20 protein-coding genes are annotated in these 22,219 nt (G+C 61.6%); 7 read left to right on the top strand and 13 right to left on the bottom strand.

All coding sequences use genetic code 11. The annotated features are described in order from the left end of the window. Window positions 1-60 precede the first annotated feature (60 nt). Entirely contained in the window at window positions 61-933 is an 873-nt protein-coding gene (pdxY, locus tag OZ911_RS28540; protein ID WP_016489877.1) for a pyridoxal kinase PdxY, read from the top strand. On the opposite strand, the gene OZ911_RS28535 is transcribed toward pdxY, so the two are convergent. After that, window positions 930-1,415 carry an acyl-CoA thioesterase gene (locus OZ911_RS28535; RefSeq protein WP_003253263.1) on the bottom strand — a complete coding sequence of 162 codons (486 nt, stop codon included), beginning with the start codon at window positions 1,413-1,415 and terminating at the stop codon, window positions 930-932. The genes pdxY and OZ911_RS28535 overlap by 4 nt on opposite strands. 343 nt (window positions 1,416-1,758) lie before the next feature. Here OZ911_RS28535 and OZ911_RS28530 point away from each other — a divergent pair, with 343 nt between their 5' ends. Further along, window positions 1,759-3,519 (top strand): cation:proton antiporter, encoded by a 1,761-nt coding sequence (locus OZ911_RS28530; protein ID WP_016489875.1) that lies wholly within the window; start codon window positions 1,759-1,761, stop codon window positions 3,517-3,519. 220 nt (window positions 3,520-3,739) lie between these two features. On the opposite strand, the gene OZ911_RS28525 is transcribed toward OZ911_RS28530, so the two are convergent. From OZ911_RS28525 to zwf, 5 genes are all read right to left on the bottom strand, one after another. Further along, window positions 3,740-4,147: an SMI1/KNR4 family protein gene (locus OZ911_RS28525; RefSeq protein WP_016489874.1), complete on the bottom strand. Its 408-nt coding sequence runs from the start codon at window positions 4,145-4,147 to the stop codon at window positions 3,740-3,742. A gap of 114 nt (window positions 4,148-4,261) precedes the next feature. Then, window positions 4,262-5,110, bottom strand: coding sequence for a Tim44 domain-containing protein (locus tag OZ911_RS28520; RefSeq protein WP_016489873.1), 849 nt, complete (start codon window positions 5,108-5,110; stop codon window positions 4,262-4,264). 132 nt (window positions 5,111-5,242) lie between these two features. Continuing rightward, on the bottom strand, window positions 5,243-7,429 hold the full coding sequence (uvrD, locus tag OZ911_RS28515) for a DNA helicase II (protein ID WP_019470257.1): 2,187 nt from the start codon (window positions 7,427-7,429) through the stop codon (window positions 5,243-5,245). A 166-nt stretch (window positions 7,430-7,595) separates the two neighbouring features. Further along, the gene (locus OZ911_RS28510; RefSeq protein WP_016489871.1) at window positions 7,596-7,898 is read right to left on the bottom strand and encodes a hypothetical protein; all 303 of its coding nucleotides are present in this window, start codon (window positions 7,896-7,898) and stop codon (window positions 7,596-7,598) included. A gap of 88 nt (window positions 7,899-7,986) precedes the next feature. Then, window positions 7,987-9,429: a glucose-6-phosphate dehydrogenase gene (zwf, locus tag OZ911_RS28505; protein WP_016489870.1), complete on the bottom strand. Its 1,443-nt coding sequence runs from the start codon at window positions 9,427-9,429 to the stop codon at window positions 7,987-7,989. A gap of 103 nt (window positions 9,430-9,532) precedes the next feature. On the opposite strand from zwf, the gene hexR reads away from it, so the two are divergent. Together hexR and OZ911_RS28495 are read left to right on the top strand one after the other, a co-directional pair. Further along, a complete protein-coding gene (gene hexR, locus OZ911_RS28500; RefSeq protein WP_016489869.1) occupies window positions 9,533-10,399 on the top strand; it encodes a transcriptional regulator HexR in 867 nt (288 codons plus the stop codon). Window positions 10,400-10,609: 210 nt separating this feature from the next. Beyond that, window positions 10,610-10,828 carry a PA3496 family putative envelope integrity protein gene (locus OZ911_RS28495; protein WP_080641095.1) on the top strand — a complete coding sequence of 73 codons (219 nt, stop codon included), beginning with the start codon at window positions 10,610-10,612 and terminating at the stop codon, window positions 10,826-10,828. On the opposite strand, the gene OZ911_RS28490 is transcribed toward OZ911_RS28495, so the two are convergent. After that, window positions 10,770-11,732: a LysR family transcriptional regulator gene (locus OZ911_RS28490; protein WP_016489868.1), complete on the bottom strand. Its 963-nt coding sequence runs from the start codon at window positions 11,730-11,732 to the stop codon at window positions 10,770-10,772. The genes OZ911_RS28495 and OZ911_RS28490 overlap by 59 nt on opposite strands. Window positions 11,733-11,922: 190 nt before the next feature. Between OZ911_RS28490 and OZ911_RS28485 the strand changes: the two genes are divergently transcribed. Beyond that, complete coding sequence (locus tag OZ911_RS28485) at window positions 11,923-13,338, top strand: acetyl-CoA carboxylase biotin carboxylase subunit (RefSeq protein ID WP_016489867.1); 1,416 nt, start codon at window positions 11,923-11,925, stop codon at window positions 13,336-13,338. An 11-nt stretch (window positions 13,339-13,349) separates the two neighbouring features. Next, on the top strand, window positions 13,350-15,158 hold the full coding sequence (gene oadA / locus OZ911_RS28480) for a sodium-extruding oxaloacetate decarboxylase subunit alpha (RefSeq protein WP_016489866.1): 1,809 nt from the start codon (window positions 13,350-13,352) through the stop codon (window positions 15,156-15,158). A 186-nt stretch (window positions 15,159-15,344) separates the two neighbouring features. On the opposite strand, the gene OZ911_RS28475 is transcribed toward oadA, so the two are convergent. Genes OZ911_RS28475 through OZ911_RS28465 form a run of 3 tightly spaced genes read right to left on the bottom strand, consistent with a single transcriptional unit; the run spans window position 15,345 to window position 17,112 of the window. Beyond that, complete coding sequence (locus OZ911_RS28475; RefSeq protein WP_016489865.1) at window positions 15,345-16,016, bottom strand: GNAT family N-acetyltransferase; 672 nt, start codon at window positions 16,014-16,016, stop codon at window positions 15,345-15,347. A gap of 7 nt (window positions 16,017-16,023) precedes the next feature. Continuing rightward, complete coding sequence (locus OZ911_RS28470) at window positions 16,024-16,470, bottom strand: GNAT family N-acetyltransferase (protein ID WP_016489864.1); 447 nt, start codon at window positions 16,468-16,470, stop codon at window positions 16,024-16,026. Window positions 16,471-16,482: 12 nt separating this feature from the next. Beyond that, on the bottom strand, window positions 16,483-17,112 hold the full coding sequence (locus OZ911_RS28465; protein WP_023047759.1) for an FMN-binding negative transcriptional regulator: 630 nt from the start codon (window positions 17,110-17,112) through the stop codon (window positions 16,483-16,485). 90 nt (window positions 17,113-17,202) lie between these two features. Between OZ911_RS28465 and pdxR the strand changes: the two genes are divergently transcribed. Beyond that, window positions 17,203-18,732: a MocR-like pyridoxine biosynthesis transcription factor PdxR gene (gene pdxR / locus OZ911_RS28460; RefSeq protein ID WP_070086518.1), complete on the top strand. Its 1,530-nt coding sequence runs from the start codon at window positions 17,203-17,205 to the stop codon at window positions 18,730-18,732. A gap of 31 nt (window positions 18,733-18,763) precedes the next feature. Here the strand turns inward: pdxR and OZ911_RS28455 are convergent, their stop codons facing one another. From OZ911_RS28455 to OZ911_RS28445, 3 genes are all read right to left on the bottom strand, one after another. Further along, complete coding sequence (locus OZ911_RS28455) at window positions 18,764-19,867, bottom strand: polyamine ABC transporter substrate-binding protein (RefSeq protein WP_016489861.1); 1,104 nt, start codon at window positions 19,865-19,867, stop codon at window positions 18,764-18,766. Beyond that, window positions 19,867-20,910, bottom strand: coding sequence for a histone deacetylase family protein (locus OZ911_RS28450; protein WP_023047761.1), 1,044 nt, complete (start codon window positions 20,908-20,910; stop codon window positions 19,867-19,869). Before OZ911_RS28450 ends, OZ911_RS28455 begins: the two co-directional genes overlap by 1 nt. A gap of 163 nt (window positions 20,911-21,073) precedes the next feature. Next, a complete protein-coding gene (locus OZ911_RS28445) occupies window positions 21,074-22,066 on the bottom strand; it encodes an AraC family transcriptional regulator (RefSeq protein ID WP_016489859.1) in 993 nt (330 codons plus the stop codon). Window positions 22,067-22,219 lie beyond the last annotated feature (153 nt).

Here is a 22,219-nt window from a genome sequence, read left to right as displayed (position 1 = left end):
GGCAATCGAGTTCATACTGCGCTGCGCACAATCCTTGAAACAGCTTTGGAAACCTCCCGCATGAAACGTACCCCGCACCTGCTCGCCATTCAGTCCCATGTGGTGTTCGGCCACGCCGGCAACAGCGCCGCGGTGTTTCCCATGCAGCGTATCGGGGTCAATGTCTGGCCGCTCAATACCGTGCAGTTCTCCAATCACACACAGTATGGCCAGTGGGCGGGTGAAGTGCTTGCCCCGGCGCAAATTCCTGCGTTGGTGGAAGGTATTTCCAATATTGGCGAGCTGGGTCACTGCGATGCTGTACTTTCCGGCTACCTGGGCAGTGCCGAGCAGGGGCGGGCGATCCTGGCTGGCGTCGAGCGGATCAAGGCGGTGAACCCAAAGGCTCTGTATCTGTGTGACCCGGTCATGGGGCACCCGGAGAAGGGCTGCATCGTGCCGCCGGAGGTGAGCGAGTTCCTGCTCGACGAGGCGGCGGCCCGGGCCGACATCCTGTGTCCCAACCAGCTGGAACTGGACAGCTTCTGTGGGCGCCGCGCACAGTCGCTGGAGGATTGCGTGAACATGGCGCGCAGCCTGCTGCAGCGTGGCCCGCAGGTGGTACTGGTCAAGCACCTGGTTTACCCCGGGCGGGCCGAAGACCAGTTCGAAATGCTGCTGGTGACTGCCGAGCACAGCTGGCACCTGCGCCGCCCGCTGCTGGCGTTCCCGCGGCAGCCGGTGGGGGTGGGTGACCTGACCTCAGGCCTGTTCCTGGCGCGTGTGCTGCTCGGCGACAGCTGGGTGCAAGCCTTCGAATTCACCGCTGCAGCCGTGCATGAGGTGCTGCTGGAAACCCAGGCCTGCGCCAGCTACGAACTACAACTGGTGCGGGCCCAGGACCGCATCGCCCATCCGCGGGTGCGCTTTGAGGCGCAGCCGCTGGCGCTTTAGATCGCGTCGGTTTTCAGGTCCTGGTAGCGCTTCTCCAGCTCTTGGCGGATCTGCCGACGCTGCTGGCCTTGCAGGAAGCGGCGCTTTTCTTCGCTGCTGTGCGGCTGGCGCGGCGGCACCGGCACCGGGCGGCGGTTGTCGTCGACCGCGACCATGGTGAAGAAGCAGCTGTTGGAGTGGCGCACCGAGCGCTCGCGGATGTTCTCGGTCACCACTTTGATGCCGACTTCCATCGATGTATTGCCGGTGTAGTTGACCGACGCCAGGAAGGTCACCAGTTCACCCACGTGCACGGGCTCGCGGAAGATCACCTGGTCGACCGACAGGGTCACCACATAGCTGCCGGCATAGCGGCTGGCGCACGCATAGGCCACTTCGTCGAGGTACTTGAGCAGGGTGCCGCCATGTACGTTGCCAGAAAAGTTGGCCATGTCCGGGGTCATCAGGACGGTCATGCTCAGCTGGGCGTTTCCAGGTTCCATAGTGTGCTCACGGTGAGGTTGCGCTGAATCGGGCGAATGGGGGGCGTTATCTGCTGACACTTCTGTTCCCCTCTTTTGAATTTGCCTTGTTGGTACGGGACGTTGGCTGACGCGCCATCGTCACGCTGATCATGCCATCAGCGGCGCTTTTCCAGCCGATCTGTTTCTGCATATTGCACCGGCTTTTTGCGGCGGGGTGCGATGTTAACCTGAGTACGCCCATGCAACATGGGCATTCCTGCATTCAATACAGTATGTACTTGCTGCTCGCTCAGGTTTGCCTTGGCAGAGGAGCGGTCTGCCCAGGCATTCAAAAAAAAGACGAGAAAAGGAGTATCACGCCATGCATGCCATCAGCTTTATCCAGGACCTGGCAGTCATCATGCTGGTCGCTGGCGTGGTCACCATTCTCTTTCACCGCCTCAAACAGCCCGTCGTACTGGGCTATATCGTCGCCGGCTTCATCATCGGCCCGCACACCCCGCCATTCGGCCTGATCCATGACGAAGAAACCATCAAGACCCTTGCTGAACTGGGAGTGATCTTCCTGATGTTCTGCCTGGGGCTCGAATTCAGTCTGCGCAAGCTTTTCAAGGTTGGTGCCACGGCGTTCATCGCGGCCTTCTTGGAAATCGTGCTGATGATCTGGATCGGCTTCGAGATTGGCCGCTGGTTCGGCTGGAACACCATGGATTCGCTATTCCTCGGCGCGATCCTGGCCATTTCCTCGACCACCATCATCGTCAAGGCACTGAATGACCTGAAGATGAAGAACGAGCGCTTTGCCCAGTTGATCTTCGGCGTGCTCATCGTGGAGGACATCCTTGGTATCGGTATTATTGCCCTGCTGTCAGGCATCGCTGTCAGCGGCACGGTCAGCTCGGGCGAAGTGTTCTCCACAGTGGGCAAGCTGTCGCTGTTCATGATCGTTGCCTTGGTTATCGGGATTCTGCTGGTGCCGCGGCTGCTGGCCTATGTGGCCAAATTTGAAAGCAACGAAATGCTGCTGATTACCGTGCTTGGCCTGTGCTTCGGCTTCTGCCTGTTGGTGGTAAAGCTGGAATACAGCATGGTGCTGGGCGCCTTCCTGATTGGCGCGATCATGGCCGAATCACGTCAGTTGCTGAAGATCGAACGCCTGATCGAGCCGGTACGCGACCTGTTCAGTGCCATCTTCTTTGTCGCCATCGGCCTTATGATCGACCCACAAGTGCTCGTCGATTACGCCTGGCCGATCGTGGTCATCACCCTGGCGGTGGTATTGGGCAAAATGCTCTCCTGCGGCATGGGGGCGTTCATTGCCGGTAATGACGGGCGCACATCGCTGCGGGTGGGCATGGGGCTTTCGCAGATTGGCGAGTTTTCCTTCATCATCGCCGCGCTGGGCATGACGCTGCAGGTGACCAGCGACTTCCTTTACCCGGTGGCGGTCGCGGTATCGGCAATTACCACGCTGCTGACGCCCTATCTGATCCGTGCGGCCGACCCGCTGTCGCAGAAACTTGGCAATGTGGTGCCCAGCCGCCTGGCGCGGGTGCTTTCGTTGTATGGCGAGTGGTTGCGCAATATACAGCCGCAGGGCGAGAGCGCCATGCTGGCGGCGATGATCCGGCGCATCCTGTTGCAGGTGGGGGTGAACCTGGCGCTGGTGATCGCCATTTTCTTCAGTGGTGGTTACTTTGCAGAGCGCATCGGCAACTGGCTCAGTGAGTGGGTCAGCGATGCCAGCCAGCAGAAGGCGGTTATCTGGGGCGCGGCGTTGTTGCTGTCGCTGCCCTTCCTGATCGCTGCCTATCGCAAGCTCAAGGCACTGTCGATGCTGCTGGCAGAAATGGGCGTGAAGCCGGAAATGGCCGGGCGCCATACCCAGCGAGTGCGCCGGGTGATCGCCGAGGTTATCCCGCTGTTGTCGCTGCTGGTGATTTTCCTGCTGCTGTCGGCATTGTCGGCGAGCATTCTGCCCACCAACGAGTTGCTGTTGGTCATTGCCGTGGTGGCGGCGGTGGTGGTGGCCTTGCTGTGGCGCTGGTTCATCCGCGTGCACACGCGCATGCAGATCGCCTTGCTGGAGACGCTGGAAAACAGTCGCGAGAATACGCACTGAAGGGCGCAATGCTCCCTGAGCAAGATTTCATCGTCGTTCGCGGGGACTGAGCGGTAGCAATGTCGCCAGGCGCAGAAAGCCTGGCGATTCTAGCCACATTGATGGCACCGGGCCGTAAACTTCCTGTGCCTGTACCGGCCTCTACCCGGGCTTGCCCGCTCCCACAGGTACCCCACAGGAGCTGGAGGCGATGGTGTTCCTGTGGGGGCAGAGATTGAAATCAGCTCTCCAGCCAGACATCCCGCGCCCAGTGCCACACTGATTCCCAACTGTCTTCACCGGCAATTTCCTCTTCGGCGTCCCACAGCACCACGGTGCCGTCTTCTTCGACGCAGTAGTAGTTGTCGCCGTCCTGGCACAGCGGAATCAGGTCACGCGGCACGCCGGCGTCCCAGGCGTTGGCGGCAACGTCAGGCAGGTAGGTGTGCGATTGTGGGTCGGTGACGGTTACCGGCTCCAGCGAGCCATACACCACGTCGCTGACGGTCAGTAGAAACTCTTTGAACACGAACGGTATGTTGATGAACAGCTCTTCTTCGATTTCGACCAGCTGGTCCTCGTCGGGAAGCTCAAGGGGCACCGGCACTGGCTGATTGGCTTCACGGAGTTGTTCGATCACTTCTTCCACGGTTCACTTCCTCTGACCTAGATGACAACGCTGCGCGTTATACCCTAGTAGGCCACTCTGGCAAAAGCAAAAACCCCGGGACAGGCCCGGGGTTTTTTATGTAGCACGCAGCGGTTAGCCGTTTTGACGGATACCGGCCACCAGCCAAGGCTGGTTCTCGCCTGGGGCGCGAACCATGTGCCAGCTTTCGCTGAACACTTCGCCCTGGTCGAAGCGCGAGGTTTTCGACACGCCGCGGAAGGTCAAGGTGGCGTCCGTGCGGTCGGCGCGGTCGTCGATACCGTCCAGCTGTACTTCGAGGTTGTCGATGTAGGTGGCCTGGAAGCCGTCACCCAGCTCAGCACGCTCACGCTTGAGGAACTCGAGCATTTGCGGGGTAACGAACTCGCTGATCTTGTCCATTTCGTTGGCATCCCAGTGCTGCTGCAGCGACTGGAAGTGGTTACGGGCGGCAGCCAGGAAGCTTTGCTCGTTGAACCAGGCCGGGGCGTTGATCACCGGAGCGGCGGCAGGTGCGGCCGAACCACCAAAGACCGATGGCTGTGCTGGCTGGTTGTGGGCTTCACGCTGCATCGGCGCATGGCCTGGCATAGCCATTTGCGGCTGCTGCTGGCGGCGGCGCGCTGCAATGAAGCGGAACACCAGGAAGGCGATGAGCGCCACGATCAGGAAGTCCATGATCTGGAAACCTTCGAAACCGTCGCCCATGAACATGGACGCCAGCAGTCCACCGGCGGCCAGGCCGGCCAGTGGGCCCAACCAGCGCGAAGCACCGCTGGCGGCAGCCGGGGCACGGCCAGGTGCGGTCGGTGCGGCTGCAGGCGTGGTTGGCGTGGCTTGGCGGGTCTGGTGGATAGGCGCGGAGCCCGAGCTCTTGCCGCCGCCGAAACGTTTGGCGTTGGCGTCCAGGCTCAGCGTCAGGCCGACGCAGAGCGCCAGTGCGATGCTAAGAAAACGTTGCATAAGTGGGATATCCCCTGTTGTGGATTGCACGCGCGTCATGTTGCACAGGTTCCCGTGCACATGACCAGTGACATAGTGTTTCGAGCTTTTGCCTGAATGTTACAAGGCCGCCCGGCAGAGCGGCCCAGTACATCAGATGGCTTCGAGCTTCGCATACCCCAGCATCAGCCACTTGCTGCCTTCGGCAAAATTCACTTGTACCCGTGCCTGGGCGCCCGAACCCTCGAAGTTGAGGATCACGCCTTCGCCAAACACCGCATGTTGCACGCGCTGGCCGAGGTTGAACGCCGTCTGTGGAATATTGGCATTGGCAAACAGGTTACTGTTGGTGGCCGTCTTGGCCCCACTGAACGGGCGACTGACGCTGTTGGACAGACGCACCTCCTGAATAAGGCCTGCGGGAATTTCACGTACGAAACGCGACACCTTATTGTAGGTTTCGCTGCCATACAGGCGACGTGTTTCGGCGTAGGTCATGACCAGCTGGCGCATAGCCCGTGTAATTCCCACATAGGCCAGGCGGCGCTCCTCTTCCAGACGGCCGGGTTCTTCCAGGCTCATCTTGTGCGGGAACAGGCCTTCTTCCATGCCCACCAGGAACACATACGGGAACTCCAGGCCTTTGGCGCTGTGCAAGGTCATCAGCTGGACGCTGTCTTCATGCTCATCGGCCTGGGTATCGCCGGCTTCCAGCGAGGCATGGCCGAGGAAGGCCGAAAGCGGCGAGAGATCGGCGTCTTCGTCGGTGGACTCGAAGTTGCGCGCCGCGCTGACCAGTTCCTCGAGGTTTTCTACCCGTGCCTGGCCCTTTTCACCCTTTTCTTCCTGGTGATAGGTGATCAGCCCGGACTGTTCGATGGTGGTCTGGGTCATGGTATGCAGCGGCATGTCCGTGACCTTCGTGGCCAACCCCTCGATCAGCTCGATGAAGGCACCCAGAGCGCTGGCGGCGCGGCCTTTCAGCGCCTTGGCAGCCAGCAGCTGGCACATGGCTTCCCACATCGACACCTGGCTGTGGCGGGCATGCTCGCGGATGGCTTCGACGGTTTTCTCGCCAATGCCGCGTGGCGGCACGTTGATCACCCGCTCCAGGGCCGCATCGTTGCCACGCCCTTCGATCAGCCGCAGGTAAGCCATGGCGTTCTTGATTTCGGCGCGCTCGAAGAAGCGCTGGCCACCATAGATACGGTACGGGATACGCTCGCGCAGCAGGGCCTCTTCCAGCACCCGCGATTGGGCGTTGGAACGGTAGAGAATGGCGATTTCGTTACGCGCATTGCCCTGCTTGACCAGGCTTTCGATGGTTTCCACCACGTAGCGCGCTTCGTCGTGCTCGTTGTAGGCCGCGTACAGCGTCAGCGGTTCGCCTTCACCCATGTCAGTCCACAGTTCCTTGCCCAGGCGCCCGCTGTTGTTGACGATCAGGGCGTTGGCAGCCTTGAGGATGCCGCCGGTGGAGCGGTAGTTCTGCTCCAGGCGGATCATTTCGGCGTCGGGGAAGTCGGCGGTGTACTGGTGAATGTTCTCGATTTTGGCGCCGCGCCAGCCGTAGATCGACTGGTCGTCGTCGCCCACCGCCATCAGGCTGGCACCACCGCGCGCCAGCAGGCGCAGCCAGGCGTACTGCACGGCGTTGGTGTCCTGGAACTCGTCTACCAGTACATGCTGGAAGCGCCGCTGGTAGTGCTCAAGCAGGCCCGGGTGGTCGCGCCACAGGTCCAGTGCACGCAGCAATAGTTCGGAGAAGTCGATGACCCCCGCGCGCTCACAGGCCTGTTCGTAGGCGGTATACACCTCGCGCATGGTCGCCAGGAACAGGTCGCCCCCCGCCTGTATATGCTGCGGGCGCAGGCCTTCATCCTTCTGCCCGTTGATGAACCACTGGGCCTGGCGTGCCGGCCACTTCTGCTCGTCCAGCCCCAGTTCGCGCATGACCCGCTTGATCAGGCGCTGCTGGTCATCGCTGTCGAGGATCTGGAAGTTCTGCACCAGCCGTGCTTCCTGCCAGTGGGCCCGCAGCAGGCGATGGGCCAGCCCGTGGAAGGTACCGACCCACATGCCTGCCGGGTTGATCCCCAGCAGTTGCTCGATCCGATGGCGCATTTCTGCCGCAGCCTTGTTGGTGAACGTCACCGACAGGATTGAGTGCGGCGATGCTTGTTCCACCTGGATCAGCCAGGCGATGCGATGCACCAGCACGCGGGTTTTACCGGAGCCGGCGCCAGCAAGCACCAGTTGACGCCCGAGCTTGGCCGCGACGGCCTGGCGTTGAGCATCGTTGAGGGAGTTCAGCAGGAGGGAGAGGTCATCTGTGTGCATCGGGCCATTCTAGGGCGGGGCAAGTGCCGGGTAAATGGTACTGTATAAATAATCACCCTCTTACGCTGCCGTTCATCAGTGCAGCCCGTTTGCAGCAGTGGGCCGGCCGAACCTGATCACGTCCTCGTTCTGCCGGCCAGGTGCTTAAGATGCTGCTCAGGGTGTCTCAGTCGATGGTCACGATTTTCAGCCTGCCCTCGCAGCCCTGGATTTCCAGGTCGGTCCAGGGGCTGATGCCCGCTTGCTCGTAGGCAACCGGCTTGGTCGTCATCACGGCCATGGAGGGGGAGTCAGGCTCAATCAGATCAAGACGAAGCACTTCCCAACCGCCGCGGTGGCGGGGGGATGGGGTGCTCAGTACCGGTTCGATTCCTGGATTGGCGACCGTTACGGTGCCGAACACGCGAAACGCCTCCTTGCCGGGGCGCTTGTCGTTGATTGCTACGAAGTTGTCGATGTCGATTGTCATGATTTGAGCCTCTGATGAAAGATGGGGTGCCTCGCGGGGCACGCACCACTTTCATCTCGCGCAGGCCAGACTGAAATCGGGAACGGCTTCAGCTATGCCAGGCTCTTCCGCGGTGGGCCAGCAGGCTGTTGGCCTGCTCCGGACCGTTGTTGCCAGCCGGATAGTGGCGTGGCGCCTGGAAGTGTTCTTCCCAGCCCTTGAGGATCGGGTCGATCCAGGCCCAGGCTGCTTCCACTTCGTCACGCCGCATGAACAGCGTGGAATCGCCCTCCAGGATATCCAGCAGCAGGCGTTCGTAAGCGTCCCAGCGGCGGGTCTGGCCGAACACCTGCGCCAGGTTGAGGTTCAGGTCCACCGGCTCCAGCCGCATACCTTTGCCTGGGCTCTTGGTCATCATGCGCAGGCTGATGCGCTCATCTGGTTGCAACTGGATCAACAGTTGGTTGACCTGACCACCGCTGAACAGCTCGTGGGGTACAGGCTTGAACTGAATGACGATCTGCGACGAACGCCGTGCCATGCGTTTGCCCGTGCGCAGGTAGAAGGGCACACCTGCCCAGCGCCAGTTGTCGATGTGCGCTTCGATGGCCACGAAGGTTTCTGTATCACTGTCGTTGTCGACGTCCTTTTCGAAGTAATAGGCAGGCACCTCCTGGCCGCCGATGTGTCCGGCACCGTACTGACCGCGCACGGTCTTGTCCTGCACGTCCTGGCCGGTGATCGGTTTGAGGGCCCGCAGTATCTTCACTTTTTCGTCGCGCACCGCTTCAGCCTCGAACTGCGCAGGCGGCTCCATGGCCACCAGGCACAACAGCTGCAGCAGGTGGTTCTGCAGCATGTCGCGGGTTGCCCCGGCACGGTCGTAATAGGCGCCGCGGTTCTCTACCCCGAGGGTCTCGCAAACGCTGATCTGGACGTGGTCGACCTGATTGTTGCGCCACACCGGCTCCAGCAGGGCATTGGCGAAGCGCAGGGCCATCAGGTTCTGCACGGTTTCCTTGCCCAGGTAGTGGTCGATGCGAAAGACCTGGTTTTCGTCGAACACTGCGCCAATCGCTTGGTTGATGGCGGTGGCCGAGGCCAGCGAGTGGCCAATCGGTTTTTCCAGCACGATACGCGCTTCGGGGTCGGCCAGGCCGGCGTTGCGCAGGTGGTTGGCAATTGGCACGAACAGGTTGGGAGCGGTGGCCAGGTAGAAGATGCGCGTCAGCCCGCCGGGCTCGCCCAGGTAGCGTGCCAGGCGGCCGAAGTCGGCACTTTGCGAAGCATCCATGGCGAAATAGTCCAACCGGGCGGAAAACCGCTGCCAGACCTCTTCGTCGAAGTCGCTGCGGGCAATTTGTGCCCGGCAGTGGCGTTCGGCGAGCTTGAGGTAGTCGTTACGTGGCAGGTTGCGCCGCGCCAGCGCGATGATGCGCACAGCATTGTTCAGGCGGGCCTCGCGGAACAGGTGGTAGAGCGCGGGAAGCAACTTGTGCAGCGCCAGATCGCCGGTGCCACCGAACACCAGAATGTCGCAAGGAATAGTCAAACCGCCACTCTCCACGTTCGTTTAACTGGGCGGGTTGGCGTCCATGTAGTATAACTACAAGAAAGCTACAACCCGGCCAGCCGATCATAACCGAGTCCAGCCCGTGAATCTGTTGCAACACATTGCCCAATCGCGCCACTTGCTGCGCAAATCGGAACTCAAAGTGGCCGACCACGTGCTGCTCGACCCGGCTGCGGTCATGCACAGCTCCATGGCCGACCTGGCGCACAGCGTGGGTATCAGTGAACCGACCATCGTGCGTTTCTGCCGGGCAATCGGTTGCTCGGGGTTCCAGGACCTGAAATTGAAGCTGGCGCAGAGCCTGGCCGCCGGGGCCAGTTTTGGCCAGTTCGCGATCCATGAAGATGACTCGGTTGCCGACTACAGCCTGAAGATTTTCGACACCACCCTGCACACGCTGATGGAAGTGCGCGAGCACCTCGACCCGCATGCGCTGCAACAGGCCGTGAGCGCCATGGCCCAGGCGCAACGCGTGGAGTTCTATGGCTTTGGCGCATCCGGCGCGGTAGCGGCGGATGCCCAGCACAAGTTCTTCCGCCTGCTGCTCAGTGCGGCCGCGTATTCCGACCCGCACATGCAGGCGATGTCCGCGGTTACCTTGAGGCCTGGGGATGTGGCGGTGTGCATTTCCCAGTCGGGCCGTTCCAAGGACCTGCTGATTACCGCCAATCTGGTGCGTGAGAGCGGTGCCAACCTTATTACCTTGTGCCCAAGCCAGACGCCGTTGGCCGAGCTGTCGACCGTGAACCTGGCAATCGACGTGCATGAGGACACCGAAATCTACACCCCGCTGACCTCGCGTATCGCCCACCTGGTGGTGATCGATGTGCTGGCCATGGGCGTGGCCATGGCGCGCGGCCCGAGCCTGGTCAACCACCTGAAGAGCGTAAAGCGCAGCTTGCGCAGCCTGCGTTTGTCGCCGAAGTCGATCAAGGCTACAGACGACTGAATCCAACCTGTAGCGGCCTCTTCGCCGGCTTGCCCGCTCCCACAGCAATTGCACCGATTAAAAAGGTGCACAGTACCTGTGGGAGCGGGCGAGCCCGCGAAGAGGCCGCTACAGGCAGTAAAAATTCACGATTCTGTCACCATCCCACAGCCAAACCGTAAACCTTCAAGGCCAGTCTGAAAGTCCCGCATCCTATCTGGGAGACAGGCAATGGCACGTGACCACGACGGTATCTACCAACCCAACGCCAAGGCTCGCAAGCAGCAGGAAAAGGATCAGCGCCGCATGGAATACCGCCGCGCGATCGAGACCTATTGCGACCAACGTCAACTGCTGCGCGAGCTGGTGGACTACCCCGAGTTGCAAGCACTTACAGTGTGGCAGTCTTCAGTGGCAACTTCCCCGAAAAACGCTCAACAAGCGCACTGATCAACGCACGTTCGCTGCGGATGAACGCCAGAAACGCCAAGGCCACCGGCGACTGCCGCTTGGCCTTGGCCTGCACCACGCACCAACTGCGGTACAGCGGCAGCTCTTCTACCGGTAACTCTTTCAGTGCGCCTGTGGCCAGTTCCAGATTGACCGCATGGCGAGTCAGTAGGGCAATCCCCAGGCCGGCGATCACACACTCGCACTGGGCATCGGCCGAGGCCACTTCCAGGGTCTGGGTGAAATGCACGCGCTTGTCCTTGAAGTACTCCTCGCAGGCCTTGCGTGTGCCTGAACCCTGCTCGCGTACCAGCAAGGTATGAGGCTCCAGGTCTTGCAGGCGCAATTGCTCCAGCTTGCACAGCGGATGCTCAGGCGGCGCCACTGCGATGATCGGGTTGTTGAGGAACGGCAGAAATTCCAAGCCCATGTCCTGCGGCACCATCGACATGATGATCAGGTCGTCGCGGTTGTCCGAAAGGCGGCGGATGGCTTGGGCGCGATTGACCACCGTCAGGGTCAGATTGACCTCCGGGTGACGTTGCTTGAAGGCGGCGAACAGGTGTGGCACGAAGTACTTGGCGCTGGACTCGATCGCCAGTTTCAGCTGCCCTTGCAGTGAGCCCTGCATGTCCGACAGCTGCATGTCCAGGCTCTCGAGGCGGCCGAATATATCGCGGCTGGCACGTTGCAGGGCCTCGGCCGCTTCGGTCAGGTACAGCTTCTTGCCCACGTACTCGAACAACGGCTGCCCAATCAGCTCTTCGAGCTGACGAATCTGTAGACTAACGGCGGGTTGCGTCAGGGACATTTCTTCCGCTGCACGGCTGTACGAGCGCAAATCACACACCTCATTGAAGATCTGCAATTGACGCAAAGTCATACGCATCAAGGACTTACGCATTTATAACCCGCCCTTCGGCAATACCTTGTTACCGCACTATAAGCTTTTGCTAATACTGCATCTAACAAATATTGATTTTTGTTTATCGACCTACAGCGCTAGGGTGAATACGCGACTGGCCAGCAACGCCTGGTCACGCGCCGACCGGTAGAACCGGCTCGACTGTTCCTACGGCTTTGGGAAGACTCCAGTGATAAAAAAAATCCTGATCGCCAACCGAGGTGAAATCGCAGTTCGGATCGTGCGTGCCTGCGCCGAGATGGGCATACGCTCGGTAGCGATCTATTCCGACGCCGACCGGCATGCCTTGCACGTCAAGCGCGCCGACGAAGCACACAGCATTGGCGCCGAGCCGCTGGCCGGGTACCTGAACCCGCGCAAGCTGGTGAACCTGGCTGTGGAAACCGGCTGTGATGCCCTGCACCCGGGCTATGGTTTCCTATCGGAAAACGCTGAACTGGCAGAGATCTGCGCTGAACGCGGGATCAAGTTCATCGGCCCGGCCGCCGACGTCATTCGCCGCATGGGCGACAAGACCGAAGCGCGCCGCACCATGATCGCCGCTGGTGTGCCGGTAACCCCGGGCACCGAAGGCAACGTTGCCGATATTCATGAAGCCCTGAGCGAAGGTGAGCGCATCGGTTACCCGGTGATGCTCAAGGCTACCTCCGGTGGTGGCGGCCGCGGTATTCGCCGTTGCAACAGCCGCGAAGAGCTGGAGCAGAACTTCCCGCGAGTGATTTCCGAAGCCACCAAAGCCTTTGGTTCGGCCGAAGTGTTCCTGGAAAAGTGCATCGTCAACCCCAAGCACATCGAGGCACAGATCCTCGGTGACAGCTTCGGCAACGTGGTGCACCTGTTCGAGCGTGACTGCTCTATCCAGCGCCGTAACCAGAAGCTCATCGAAATTGCCCCAAGCCCACAGCTCACGCCCGAGCAGCGCGCCTACATCGGCGACCTGGCGGTGCGTGCGGCCAAGGCGGTGAACTACGAGAACGCCGGTACCGTGGAGTTCCTGCTCGCCGATGGCGAGGTGTACTTCATGGAAATGAACACCCGGGTGCAGGTGGAACACACCATCACCGAGGAAATCACCGGTATCGACATTGTCCGTGAGCAGATTCGCATCGCCTCGGGCTTGCCGCTGTCGGTCAAGCAAGAAGACATCCAGCACCGCGGTTACGCGCTGCAGTTCCGCATCAACGCCGAAGACCCGAAGAACAACTTCCTGCCCAGCTTCGGCAAGATCACTCGTTACTACGCCCCCGGTGGCCCGGGCGTGCGTACCGATACAGCGATCTACACCGGCTACACCATTCCGCCGTTCTACGACTCCATGTGCCTGAAACTGGTGGTGTGGGCGTTGACCTGGGAAGAGGCCATGGACCGCGGCCTGCGAGCCTTGGACGACATGCGTGTGCAAGGGGTGAAGACCACTGCCGCCTATTACCAGGAAATTCTGCGCAACCCGGAATTCCGTAGCGGGCAGTTCAATACCAGCTTCGTCGAAAGCCACCCTGAACTGACCAACTACTCGATCAAGCGCAAACCCGAAGAGCTGGCCTTGGCCATCGCCGCCGCCATCGCCGCCCACGCAGGCCTGTGAGGAAACCTATAATGTCCAAGAAAATTCACGTAACCGACACGATCCTGCGCGACGCCCACCAGTCCCTGCTGGCCACCCGCATGCGTACCGAAGACATGCTGCCGATCTGTGACAAGCTCGACAAAGTCGGCTACTGGTCGCTGGAAGTCTGGGGTGGCGCCACCTTCGACGCGTGCGTGCGCTTCCTCAAGGAAGACCCGTGGGAGCGCCTGCGCAAGTTGCGCGCAGCCCTGCCCAACACCCGCCTGCAAATGCTGCTGCGCGGCCAGAACCTGCTGGGTTACCGCCACTACAGCGACGACGTGGTCAAAGCCTTCGTCGCCAAGGCAGCGGTCAATGGCATTGATGTGTTCCGTATCTTCGACGCCATGAACGACGTGCGTAACCTGCGCGTGGCCATCGAAGCGGTCAAGGCTGCCGGCAAGCATGCCCAGGGCACCATCGCCTATACCACCAGCCCGGTGCACACCATCGAGGCCTTCGTGAACCAGGCCAAGCAGATGGAAGCCATGGGTTGCGACTCGGTGGCGATCAAGGACATGGCCGGCCTGCTGACCCCGTTCGCCACGGGTGAACTGGTCAAGGCGCTGAAGGCTGAGCAGTCGCTGCCGGTGTTCATCCACTCCCACGATACCGCCGGCCTGGCCGCCATGTGCCAGCTCAAGGCTGTGGAAAACGGCGCCGATCATATCGACACCGCCATCTCCAGCTTCGCCTGGGGCACCAGCCACCCGGGTACCGAGTCGATGGTTGCTGCGCTCAAGGGCAGCGAATTCGACACCGGCCTGGACCTGGAGCTGCTGCAGGAAATCGGCTTGTACTTCTACGCCGTGCGCAAGAAGTACCACCAGTTCGAAAGCGAATTCACCGCCGTGGACACCCGCGTGCAGGTCAACCAGGTGCCCGGTGGCATGATTTCCAACCTGGCCAACCAGCTCAAGGAACAGGGCGCGCTCAACCGCATGAACGAAGTGCTGGCCGAAATTCCGCGTGTGCGTGAAGACCTCGGCTTCCCGCCGCTGGTGACGCCGACCTCGCAGATCGTCGGCACCCAGGCGTTCTTCAACGTGCTGGCTGGCGAGCGCTACAAGACCATCACCAACGAGGTGAAGCTGTACCTGCAAGGCGGTTACGGCAAGGCCCCGGGTGTGGTCAACGAGCAGCTGCGCCGCCAGGCGATCGGCAGCGAGGAAGTGATCGATGTGCGCCCGGCCGACCTGCTGAAGCCAGAGATGACCAAGCTGCGTAACGACATCGGCGCCTTGGCCCGCTGTGAAGAAGACGTGCTTACCTTCGCCATGTTCCCGGATATTGGCCGCAAGTTCCTCGAAGAACGCGAAGCCGGCACCCTCACTCCGGAAGCCCTGTTGCCAATTCCAGAAGCTGGCGCCGTTTCTGCTCCAGGCGGTGAAGGGGTACCGACCGAGTTCGTCATCGACGTGCACGGCGAAACCTACCGCGTCGACATCACCGGGGTGGGTGTTAAGGCCGAAGGCAAGCGCCACTTCTACCTGTCTATCGACGGCATGCCGGAAGAAGTGGTGTTCGAGCCACTCAACGAGTTCGTCGGTGGCGGCGGTAGCAAGCGCAAGCAAGCCACCGATCCAGGTCACGTCACCACCACTATGCCGGGCAACATCGTTGATGTACTGGTCAAGGAAGGGGACGTGGTCAAGGCTGGCCAGGCCGTGCTGATCACCGAAGCCATGAAGATGGAAACCGAAGTGCAGGCGGCCATTGCTGGGAAGGTCGTGGCCATCCACGTGGCCAAGGGCGATCGCGTGACGCCGGGTGAGATCCTGATCGAGATCGAGGGCTGAGATAAGCCCTCATCTACAAGCGGTTAACCTCTGGGGAGCGGATGCTCCCCTTTTTTTGTGCTGTATTTGCCGGCCTCATCGCGGGACAAGCCCGCTCCCGCAGGTACTGCACTGCCCTCAAGTGCAGTGGTAAACCTGTGGGAGCGGGCTTGTCCCGCGAAGAGGCCAGTGAGACCCATACAGCTATCAGCCGTTGCGGCATGCCTCAAGTGTATTCACCTGCCCCTCGGGCCGCTGGTTTTCCTGGCCCAACCACCGCTCGAAGCCGGCAGCCACCGCTGGCCATTCATCATCGGTAATCGAATACCACGCCGTATCGCGGTTATGGTCCTTCACCACCAGGTGCTTGCGGAATACGCCTTCGTAGACGAAGCCAAACCGCTCCGCTGCGCGCTTGGAGCGGGCATTGGCGTTGTTGCACTTCCACTCCAGCCGACGGTTGCCCAGTTCGAAGCCCAGCTTGCCCAGCAGGTACACCGCCTCGGTGCCCTTGGGGGTGCGCTGCATGGCGGCGCCGAAGGCGATGTGGCCGATTTCAATGCGCCCGTGGTCGGGCACGATCGACATCAGGCTGAGAATACCCTGGGCCTGGCCGCTCGCGCGGTCGATTACGGTGTAGAACAGCGGGTCGCGCCCTGCGGCGTTGCCCTGCAGCCAACGGTCGAATTCGGCCCGCTCGGTGAACGGGCCATAGGGCAGGTAGTCCCACAGCACTGGGTCGGACGTTGGGCCTTGCAGCACTTGCCAGAGGTCGTCGCCATGGCGCGCCGGGTCGAGCTTTTCCAGGCGGATGAAGCGGCCTTCAATTGGCTCGGCCTGGGGCGTTGCGGCGGGTTTCCAGTTCAATGCGTCTGTCATGTTCGGCCTACAAGCCTTTGCGGAATTGGATGAAGCCCGACCGCTCGGCAACCTGCTGATACAGGCTGATGGCGGTGGCATTGGTTTCGTGGGTCAGCCAGTGCACCTTGATGCAGTTGTCGGCCTTGGCTGTGGTGTAGACGTGCTCGATCAGCTGGCGACCAATGCCCAGGCCGCGCTGCGAGCTGTCCACGTACAGGTCCTGCAGGTAACAAGAGTTTTCGATGCTCCAGTTGGAACGATGGTAGATGAAGTTGACCATCCCCACCGCCTTGCCATCGACCCAGGCCAATGCCGCATGGGTTGGCTCGCTCGGGTCGAGCAGGCGCTGCCAGGTGCTGAGGCTGACTTCATCGGCCAACTCGGTTTCATAGAAGTGCAGGTAGGCCTGCCACAGGGCGAGCCAGGCGGCATGGTCTTGGGCGCCGACAGGGCGCAGGGTAACGCTGGGCATGGGGCTATTCCTTCAGGGTTGGCGCATGTGCGCTGCGAGTTGGTTGTCCAGTTGATCGGGGCTGGCGGCCAGCCCGTCACGCACGCCGGCGATATCTTGCGCGGAGCGGTTCTGGCTGAGCTTGCGCGCACCTTGCAGGCGGGCGATGGGCAGGCGGATACCGACGATGGCGCGCAGCATGCCCTCGATGTAGTCGGCAGGGGCGTCGGTGACTTTCCACGGTTCGCTGCGACCGTGTTCGTGGCGATCGGTCAGGCGGCTCACGATGGCGAGCAGGGGCTCGGCTTCATGGATGACTTCGGCCGGGCCATACGCGTGGACGGCCAGGTAGTTCCAGGTCGGCACCACTTTGGGGTTATCGGCTTTGCTCGGGTAGTAGCTGGGGCTTACATAGGCGTCGGCACCGGGGAAGACCAGCAGGGCTTCGCTACCTTGTGCCAGGTCCTGCCATTGGCGGTTGGCCCGTGCCAGGTGGGCATAGACGGTGCCGAACTCGCCCTCGGTGATATCGACCAGTACCGGCAGGTGTGTGGCCAACAGGCCTTGGTCACCTTGGCTGACCAGCACGGCCAGGCGGGTGTCGAGCATGTGCTGGTGGAGGCGGCCGAGTTCGAGTTCCTGATGGGGTTTGCTGTTGTACATGCTCGGTTTCCTTGTGCAGTGGAGCCATCCTAGGCAGGCTATTGGTTCTGGGTAAGAGCCATTAATGCCTGTTTTCATAGGTCCAATGCCATGAATGATAGCCCCCTCGTTTTGCCTTTCGACCCTTCCGGGATCGCCCTGGACCGCCGCCGCGGGCTCAGCCAGCAGCTGTACCAGGCGCTGCGCGCGCGGGTGCTGGACGGGCGCTTGAGCAGCGGCACCCGGCTGCCGGCCACCCGCGAGTTGGCCACCATGCTGGTGTTGTCACGCAACAGCGTGGTGCGGGCTTACGACCAGTTGTACGCCGAGGGTTACATCGAAAGCCGTGTCGGCGATGGCACCTATGTAAGCCGGCTACCAAAACTATCCACACAAGTATCCACAGGGTTATCCCATGGGTTATCAACAGATTTATCCACAATTTCAGAAGAATATACTGAGGATTTATCCAGCCACCGACGTTCAAGCGAAGCTTTGCGGCGTCTGAAAACCCATCACTTGTCGCCACCAAGGAGCGGTCAGCCGCGTGCTTTTCGCGTTGGCATTCCAGCATTCGACCTGTTCCCGTTTGACGTCTGGGCCAAGCTGCAGGCGGGTTTCTGGCGTAACCCGACCCCCGCTCAACTCGGTTATGGCAACCCGGCTGGCGAGCCGATGCTGCGCGAACTGATCGCTGCCTACTTGCGTCGCTCGCGCGGGCTGAATTGCATGGCTGAACAAATTGTGATCACCAGTGGCGCGCAGCAGGCCATTAGTCTTTGTGCACAGTTGCTATTAGAGCCGGGCGACGGCGTAGCTGTGGAAAACCCGGGCTATCGGGCGGCCGGTCACGCCTTTGCAATGGCGGGTGGCCAGTTGTGCGGCGTACCGGTGGATGGGGAGGGGATGGATTGCAGCCGGCTTGGGCAACTGAAGGATTGTCGGATGGCCTATGTGACGCCTGCCCACCAGTACCCGACCGGGGTGACCATGAGCTTGGCGCGCCGCCTGGAATTGCTGGCCTGGGCTGACCGAAACGATGGCTGGATCATCGAGGACGACTACGACGGTGAGTACCGATACAGCGGCGCGCCCTTGGCCCCGTTGGCGGCCCTCGACCGGCACGGGCGCGTGCTGTACGTCGGCACCTTCGGCAAGATTGCCTTCCCGGCGCTGCGCCTGGGCTACCTGGTACTCCCGCCGCAGTTGGCGCAAGCGTTCAGCCAGGGCAAGGCGCTGGCGGTGCGGCATTCAGAGGTCAGCAGCCAATGTGTGATGGCCGAGTTCATGGCCCGCGGGCACTTTCAGCGGCACATCCGGCGCATGCGCAAGGCGGCGCTAAGCCGGCGCAATGTACTCAAGGCAGGCTGGCCTGAGGATATTCCCGGTTTGGGCGCCATGCCGGCAGTGGCGGCCGGGCTGCATGTGAAGGTTGATGTGGATAACTTTGCGCGGGAACAGGAACTGGTGGCCAAGGCGGAAGCGGTGGGAGTGGAGGTTACGCCGCTGAGTAATTTCTGGTTGACGGACAGCGAGGTGCCTGTGGATAAGCGAGCGGGGCTGGTGCTGGGGTTTGCGGCGGTGCCGGAGGGAGAGATTGCCGAGGCACTGATGAAACTGCGAAAGGCCTGGAGAAGGTGAATGGGGCCGCTGTGCGGCCCGCGGCGCTATATCAGGTGCCGGACTTGATCCGCGTCCAGGCCCTGGTCCTGGCCCGTTCGGCATCCCGCGCAAGTGGCTTGAGGGTATACAGCTTGGCCATCGCCTCCGCAGTCGGGTACAGGTTGGGGTTGTTGCGAATCGCCGGGCTTACCTTGTCGGTCGCATCCTTGTTCGGGTTGGGGTACCCGACAAAGTCGCTGATCGGCGCAATCACCTCCGGCCGCAGCAGGTAGTTGATGAACGTATGGGCGTCTTCCGGGTTGGCCGCGTTTTTCGGAATCGCCAGCATGTCGAACCAGATCGGCGCGCCTTCCTTGGGCAGGCGCATGTCCACCACCACGTCGTTCTTCGCCTCGCGGGCGCGGTTTGCGGCCTGCGAGAAGCTGCCGCTGTAGCCCACTGCCACGCAGATGTCGCCATTGGCGATGTCTGCCATGTACTTCGAGGAATGGAAGTAGGTGATGTAGGGGCGAATCTTCAGCATCAGCGCCTCAGCCTTCTTGTAGTCGGCCGGTTTGTCACTGTTCGGTGGCAAGCCCAGGTACTGCAGGGCCAGTGGCAGAATCTCCGAAGGCGAGTCGAGCAGGGCCACGCCGCACTGCTTGAGCTTGGCGATGTTCTCTTCCTTGAAGATCAGGTCCCAGCTGTCGACCGGCGCGTTGTCGCCGAGTGCAGCCTTGACCTTGGCCGGGTTGAAGCCGATCAGCACGGTGCCGTACATGTACGGCACGGCAAACTTGTTACCCGGGTCGTTGGCCTCGATCAGTTTCATCAGCGCCGGGTCCAGGTGTTGCCAGTTCGGCAGCTTGCTGCGGTCTAGCGGCTGGAATACCCCGGCCTCGATCTGCTTGGCGAGAAACACATTGGAAGGCACCACCACGTCATAGCCGGAGTTGCCGGTGAGCAGCTTGGCCTCCAGTGCTTCGTTGGTGTCGAAGATGTCGTAGATCAGTTTGACGCCGCTGTCCTTCTGGAAGTCGGTCAAGGTCTGCGGGGTGATGTAATCGAACCAGTTATACACACGCAGGGTGCGCTGCTCGGCTTGGGCGTGCAGGGCACCGGTGAACAGGGTGGCAGCGATGAACGGGGCGAGCAGACGCTTGAGTCGGACCATTACCGGGCTCCTGGCTGGGCGCGCTGGAAGCCTTCCAGCACATTGACCGCGTTGATACCGATTTCTTCCACAGCGTAGCCGCCTTCCATCACGAACAGGGTCGGCTTGCCGAGCTGGCCGATGCGCTTGCCCATTTCCAGGTAGTCCGGGCTGTCGAGCTTGAACTGCGAGATGGGGTCGTCCTTGAAGGTGTCCACACCCAAGGAGATGACCAGCACGTCGGCGTCATAGCTGGCGATGCGCTGGCAGGCGTCTTCCAGCGCGGCGCTCCAGGCGGCCCAGTCGCTGCCGGCCGGCAAAGGGTAATTGACGTTGCAGCCCTCGCCGGCACCTTCGCCGGTTTCGTCGGCATAGCCGAGGAAGAACGGGAATTCGTCCTGCGGGTCGCCGTGGATCGAGGCGAAGAACACGTCGTCGCGGCTGTAGAAGATGTCTTGGGTGCCGTTGCCATGATGGTAGTCAACGTCGAGGATGGCGACTTTGCGCCTGCCCTGGTCGAGGAACGCCTGGGCAGCGATGGCGGCGTTGTTCAGGTAGCAGTAGCCGCCCATCACTTCACCGGCGGCGTGGTGCCCTGGCGGGCGGCACAGTGCGAAGGCCGAATGGGCGCCTTGCTGGATCGCTGCCTGGGCGGTAAGGGCGACCTGGGCGGCGCTGTAGGCCGCTTGCCAGGTGCCGGCGGTGATCGGCGCACCGGCATCGAAGCTGTAGTAGCCCAGTTCACCGTGCAGGCCGGTGGGCTTTACCTGGCGCAGCGTGCGTGCAGGCCAGGTGAAAGGCAGCAGGTCGCCTTCCTGGCCCAATGCTGCCCAGCGTGCCCAGGCGCCTTCGAAGAAGTCCAGGTAATCGGCGCTGTGGACGCGCAGCAATGGCGCCCGGCCGAAGTCGGTCGGGCCCTGGATATCGCCGAGGTCGCGCTTTTTCACCTGGTCGAGTACATGGTCGGCACGCGAAGGCATTTCGAAACAGGGCATCAGCTTGCCGTCGATCAGCTCGCAGCGGCCATGGTGCAGGCGGTGGTCATCGGAATAGATCGTCAGCATTGTTGTTCTCCGGTGGGTACTGGCGTGGGTCCATTGTCATGGGCGGGTCAGTAGCGGAGAACGACGCAAGTGGCCAAAAGGGGATCGATCTGGCCAAGCTCTCTGGTCGTGCTTTCCTGTGCCGGCCTCTTCGCGGGCAAGCCCGCGAAGAGGCCGGTACAGGTCAACCGCGGAAGTGGCTGGGCGCCACACCACTCCAGCGCTGGAAGGCATGGCGGAAACTGGCCGTCTCGCTGAACCCCAAGGTCTCGGCAATACGGTAGATGGGCATCTGCTCATCGGCCAGCAACTGCTTGGCCCGCTCGAACCTGAGCTCGTCCAGCAGCTGTTGATAACTGCTGCCCAGCGCCTGTAGGTGCCGGCGCAAGGTGCGCGACGAGCAGTTCATTTGCCGTGCCAGGCCTTCCAGCCCAGGCGCGGCATCCAGTTGCTGCGTAAGCAGCTGACGAATCCGTCCCAGCCAGGCCTGGCGGCCGGTGAACTCAAGGTTCAGGCGCCGGCAGCGCTCGCTCATGGCTTTGTGGGTAATCGGGTCGGCCAGCGGCAGCGGCGTATCCAGCCAGCGTCGTTCGAAGGCAAAGGCATTGTCTTCGGCGGCAAAACCGACCGGGCACTGGAATGCATCGGCATAGCGCGCGTGGTAGCCGGGCCGAGTGTGCTCGAAACGGGCCCCCAGCAACGGCAACGGGCGGCCAAGCAGGTCATCGCAGATGACTTTCAGCGACACCAGGCAGAACTCGGCGTTGAAAGCGCTCAGTGCCGGGCTGTCGTGGTAGTCGCTGGCGCTGAACCAGACCCGCTGGCCATCGTCGAGCAAGCGCAGCTTGAAGACTGTTCCCAGCAGTGCCGGATACTGCAGCGCCAGGCGCAAGGCGTCACCCAAAGTGGCACTGGAGAGCAGGGCGTAACCCAGCATGCCGTAGCACGACACATGCATGCGCCGGCCCAGTTCCAGGCCGATGTCCTCGCGCCGGGCCACGGCGTTGGCGCACACCTGCAATTCCTGCTGGGTGGTGATGCGCGCATCCGCGTGCCCCAGGTCTGCCGGGCCAATGCCGCTGCCGGCCAGCAGCGCCGAAGCCTCGCAACCTTCTGCCTGAAAGACGTTGAGGATCAGCGAAACGGCGTTGAGGGTAGTCAGATGGCTGTGCAGCATGCTGGGTAATCCCGTGGGGCTGGGACGCATTATGGAGCAAGTTGTGTGCCGATATCCGGGCGTTCGGGCAAATCCATCAGACAAAAAAAGGCCCGAAGCATTGGCTCGGGCCTTGAAAGGTTGAGAGGTGTCTAGTCCCTTAACCTGGTGAGA

It is taken from the genome of Pseudomonas fortuita (assembly GCF_026898135.2).
Lineage (GTDB): Bacteria > Pseudomonadota > Gammaproteobacteria > Pseudomonadales > Pseudomonadaceae > Aquipseudomonas > Aquipseudomonas fortuita.
This window is presented reverse-complemented; position numbering and strand designations above follow the sequence as displayed.